Source organism: Chryseobacterium sp. VD8 (assembly GCF_037149975.1).
Lineage (GTDB): Bacteria > Bacteroidota > Bacteroidia > Flavobacteriales > Weeksellaceae > Chryseobacterium > Chryseobacterium indicum.
Genome location: NZ_JBBCQL010000288.1, coordinates 1 through 4,962 on the forward strand (window position 1 = coordinate 1; position 4,962 = coordinate 4,962).

Genomic DNA, 4,962 nt, shown 5'->3' on the forward strand with positions numbered 1-4,962 from the left:
GTTGTCTTTCTGATGTCTGCCAATGCATTTGCACAGAATATTCCTATGGATCCTTCTGTAAAGACCGGTACACTTCCGAACGGGATGAAGTACTACATCAAAAAAAATACATTACCCGAAAAGAAAGTAGACTTCAGACTGGCAATTAATGCAGGATCTATTCTTGAGGATGAAAACCAAAGAGGACTGGCTCATTTCATGGAGCACATGAACTTCAACGGAACAAAAAACTTTCCTGATAATAAACTTGTTGATTTTCTTCAGTCAATCGGAGTAAAATTCGGACAGCACTTAAACGCTTACACCAGCTTTGATGAAACGGTTTATATGCTTCCAGTTCCTTTAGACAAGCCCGGAAATCTGGATGCAGGTCTTAAAGTGATGGAAGACTGGGCATTTAACGCCACACTTTCCGATGAGCAGATCAATAAAGAAAGAGGGGTTGTTCTTGAAGAATTAAGACTTGGTTTGGGAGCAGATAAAAGAATGTCGGATAAATACCTTCCGAAATTACTGTACAACTCTCAGTACGCCAACAGACTTCCGATCGGGAAGAAAGACGTTTTGGAAAACTTCAAACCGGATGTCATCAGACAGTTTCATAAAGACTGGTACAGACCGGATCTGATGGCAATTGTAGTGGTGGGAGACATCAATGTGGACGAAGTTGAAAAGAAAATTAAAGATAATTTCAGCAAATATAAAAATCCTTCAAAACCAAGAGAAAGAAAGAGCTTCGATCTTCCGAACCACAAGGAAACTTTGGTGGCTGTGGAAACAGATCCGGATGCTACAAGATCTATGGTACAGTTCATCATGAAAGATTCTGAAGCATATCAGCCGGATGTTACGGTAGAGCAGTACAACCAGAGTCTAGTAGAACAGCTTGCTTCCACCATGCTGAATAACAGATTAGGAGAGCTGGTAAACTCAAATAATCCTCCTTTTACGTACGGTTATGTTTATCACGGCGGAACCTATGCAAGAAGCAAAGAAGCTTTTCAGGGAATGGCAATGGTGAAAGACGGAAACCAGCTAAATGCGTTAAAAGTTCTTTTGGAAGAAACGGAAAGAGCGAAAAGATTCGGTTTCACCCAGACAGAATTAGACAGGGCAAAAGCTCAGGTAATGTCTAATATCGAAAGAACGTACAACAACAGAGACAAAACAGAAAGTGATGTTTTGGTTGATGAATATGTAAGAAACTTTCTGGAGCAGGAACCAATGCCGGGAATTGCATGGGAATATGAAGATACTAAGAAATTCTTACCTTCCGTAACGCTGGCTCAGACTAATGAAGTCATTAAAAAACTGGTAAAAGACGACAGTAGAGTAGTGGTAATCACCGGTCCTAAAAAAGACAATGTTCAGATGCCGACGGAAGCCATGGTACTGAATACTTTTGAAGGAGTAAAAATGGCAGATCTTAAGCCATATCAGGAAAAAGCTACCATTAAAAATTTAGTAAAACCTTTCAAATCTGAAGGTACAATTGCTAAAACAGAAACCGATGCCAAATTAGGAACCACAACATGGACACTGAGCAATGGCGCAAAAGTTACTTTCAAGAAAACAGACTTTAAAGACGATGAAATTGTTTTTGCAGCGAGAAGTCTGGGAGGAAGCTCAGTAATTAATGATGCTGATTTTATTAAAACCCAGTTTGCTTTTCCTGCTTTATCAGAAGCCGGAGTTAATGGTTTCTCCAAAGCAGACCTTACCAATTATCTTGCAGGAAAGCAGGTAAATGTAAATCCGTCAATCGGAAACGTAACAGAAGGACTTTCCGGAAGAACGACCAGAAAAGATCTCGGAACAGCAATGGAATTAATGTATGCTTATTTTACAGGTCTGAATTATAATCCAGATGCATTTAATGCGTACAAAACGAAACAGTCTGCGATGATGGATAACCTTTTGTCTAATCCTCAGTTTTATTTCTCGAGTGAGCATGCAAAATTCATGAATCAGAAAAACCCGAGATTTGTAGGAATTATCCCGACGGAAAAGGAATGGGCAAATACAGATTATAAAAAAGCGTACGATATTTATAAAGAGAAATTCTCCAATGCCGGAAACTTCCAGTTCTATTTTGTAGGAAATATTGATGAGGCAACCTTTAAAAATGAAGTTTTACAGTACATTGCGAGTCTTCCTTCAAACGGAAAAACGTCTACTTTTAAAGATACAGGATACAGACAGATAACCGGAGATTATTCTAAGGTCTACAAAAAAGGAAAAGATCCTAAAAGTATGGTAACGATCTCCTATACCGGAGAAACGCCTTACAACGAAAAAGAAGCATTGGCATTAGAAGCTTTGGGAGAAGTTGCTACCATTAAAGTGATTGAAAAGCTGAGAGAGGACGAAAGCGGAATTTACGGAGGCGGAGCAAGAGGAGGAATGTACAAAGTTCCGTTCAGCAATTACAGTTTCAGCATCAATTTCCCTTGCGGACCTGAAAATGCTGAGAAGTTAACGAAAAGTGCAATTGCAGAGCTTCAGAAGTTAATTGATAAAGGACCTGAACAGAAAGACCTTGATAAATATAAGGAAGGAGAGTACAATGATGATAAAACCAATATGAAAGACAATATGTATTGGATGAATGCGCTTACCAAAAACCAGTTGGACGGAAGCGATAAATATGAAATCCTTAACTATCAGGAAAAAGTAAAAGCTTTAACCGTAAAAGACCTTCAGGATGTAGCTAAGAAATATCTTACAAAAGGCAGAATCGTGGCAACTCTGATGCCGGAAGACGGTTGGGAAAAAGCCAAAAAAGAGGAAGCTAAAGCTGAAACAGCAGTTATAAAAGCCGGAGCAGCAAAATAATTTTCGATATAAAGTTCAATTAAAAACCGTTCTGTAGATTTTACAGAACGGTTTTGCTTTATTAATGTGAGATTGATTTAGATCATCAAATTATTGCATTTTGTCAATTACCTAAGCTTTAATCTGATGTACACCTGCAAAATCAGCTCAAGACATAATTGATGATTAGTTTTGGCTAAAGCCAATTCCTGTTGACATAATCATCTTGTCCTTCTATCAAGTCCATCTTTACTGATAAGGCTGAATGCAATTCAGTTAAAGTTGAAAAAAATCTTAAAACCTAAAAACTTTACAACTCAAACCCTCAAACTCTCAAACTCTTAAACTCTCAAATCCTTAAACCCTATCACTCTTTAAGCCTTTTACCCAAAATTAAGATCCATACTCCTTCTTCCATTCATCCGCCACTTCGCTCAGAACCTCGTAAAATTCTTCACCATATTTTCGGATCAATGGCGTTTTCAGGAATTTATACACAGGAACCTGCAATTCTTTTCCTAAAGCACAGGCATCGCTGCAAATCTTCCAGACATCATAGTTCAATGCTTTGAAGGTAGAATATTCTTTAATACGGATCGGGTAAAGATGACATGAAATCGGCTTCTGCCAGTCTACTGCGCCGTCTTCATATGCTTTTTCAATACCGCATTTTGTAATTCCTTTTTCATCAAAAGTTACGTATGCACATTCGCGGTTTTCTACCATCGGTGTTACATACATTCCGTCCATCGGATCTGTCGTCCAGGTTCCTGTTTTTTCGATGGATTTAATACCTTCCTCAGTAAGATAAGGCTTCACTTTTTCAAAAATACCATCTAAAATTTCCAGTTCGTCCTTATCCAAAGGAGCACCTACATCTCCTTCCACACAACACGCACCTTTACATTTAGAAAGGTTACACACAAACTCTTCAGAAAAAATATCCTCAGAGATCAATTTATCGTCTATCTGAATCATAATCTTTAAAATAAATTAAAATAAGTTCCGGCTTTAAAACCGATTAAACTGAAAATAAGCAGCCACAAACCAACTTCCTGCATCCAGTATTTTGGCAGAAACCGAAGCATTCTGCTGATAATAATAGTAGACGGAAAGGCAAGAAGAAGTAAATATTCATAATTTTTATTCATGTAAAGAATAATCGTAATCAGCTGCGCCATCGAAAAAACGAGCAGGAAAGTATATTTATAGCGGCTTATCGGGCTTTTTTTATTATAATTTCTGAAATGGTCGTACACAGCGTAGATCAGCATACCAATCACCGGAATTAAAGGCAGAAGCTCTGTGTAATCTGTCATAGGTTTCATCTTTCCGAAAGGAAAATAATCGATGTTCCAGCTTTTAAAATCAATAAAAAACATTACCGAAAAATAGCTGAACACAATTAAGATAATTCCCAGCAAAAACCTGAAAATATTCAGACTGATTCTCTCGGAAGTGGCAATAACGTGAATAATCACAAAAACCGCCATCGGCCATGTTGTGGGAAGAAAAATAAAATTCAGCGCAACAATAGAACCTACCAGAACGTAAGATTTCTTTCTGATATCTTCGTTCGTACTGGTTAAAAGCAGTAAAAGAAAAGAATTGGTAAGAAGAGCGACTGCGATTCCTATATCTAAATGTCCCGGATAAAGCCCGAAAACAAAAAAAGTATACAGAAATAACGGAAGATGCGTCTGGTAATTGAGTGCAATACTGTGAAAACAGAAATATCCCAGAGCAATTCCCAGAAAAGTAATTCCGGCAATAATCCCCTCATAAGTGTTGAAATTCAATAAATTAAAAGTTATTACTATTAAAAGAAGAAAACCAATATAAACAGGAATTGAAAAAATATTGCTTTCTTTTGAAAGTAATTTAAACATTTTTTATAAATTTGTACAAAGTTAATTTAAAAAAGGAAAATAATGACGTCTTTCTTTCTATTCTTAAGCAAAGTTTTCAAATGGTCTTTCGGTTTCTTTGATGCTTTCGGTAATGTTTTGAACTGGATTCTGTTTATCGTTTGCTGCGCACTGTTCACATACTGGTGCTACGTTTTGGTAGTTACTCTGGGAGGTGATAAAGATAAAGACTACTATTCTCCAACGGAAGGTAAGCATCCTTACTACGATCCGAAAATCT

At 37.3% G+C, this 4,962-nt stretch carries 4 protein-coding genes; 2 read left to right on the forward strand and 2 right to left on the reverse strand.

Translation table 11 applies throughout. The features are described from left to right. Positions 1-2,835, forward strand: a 2,835-nt coding sequence (locus tag WFK35_RS20570) for a M16 family metallopeptidase (RefSeq protein ID WP_336734336.1), incomplete at its 5' end; no start/stop codon positions are given. 372 nt (positions 2,836-3,207) lie between these two features. On the opposite strand, the gene WFK35_RS20575 is transcribed toward WFK35_RS20570, so the two are convergent. After that, complete coding sequence (locus WFK35_RS20575; protein ID WP_336734338.1) at positions 3,208-3,792, reverse strand: DUF3109 family protein; 585 nt, start codon at positions 3,790-3,792, stop codon at positions 3,208-3,210. Between the two features lie 5 nt (positions 3,793-3,797). Then, positions 3,798-4,703 carry a DUF6427 family protein gene (locus WFK35_RS20580; protein ID WP_336734340.1) on the reverse strand — a complete coding sequence of 302 codons (906 nt, stop codon included), beginning with the start codon at positions 4,701-4,703 and terminating at the stop codon, positions 3,798-3,800. Positions 4,704-4,745: 42 nt separating this feature from the next. Here WFK35_RS20580 and WFK35_RS20585 point away from each other — a divergent pair. Continuing rightward, positions 4,746-4,962: DUF6341 family protein (locus tag WFK35_RS20585; RefSeq protein WP_336734342.1), on the forward strand; the 217-nt coding region annotated here is incomplete at its 3' end.

Excerpts from the sequence above, each read along its gene's own strand:
- WFK35_RS20575 (WP_336734338.1), bottom strand. The coding sequence starts at position 3,792 with ATGATTCAGATAGACGATAAATTGATCTCTGAGGATATTTTTTCTGAA.
- WFK35_RS20580 (WP_336734340.1), bottom strand. The coding sequence starts at position 4,703 with ATGTTTAAATTACTTTCAAAAGAAAGCAATATTTTTTCAATTCCTGTT.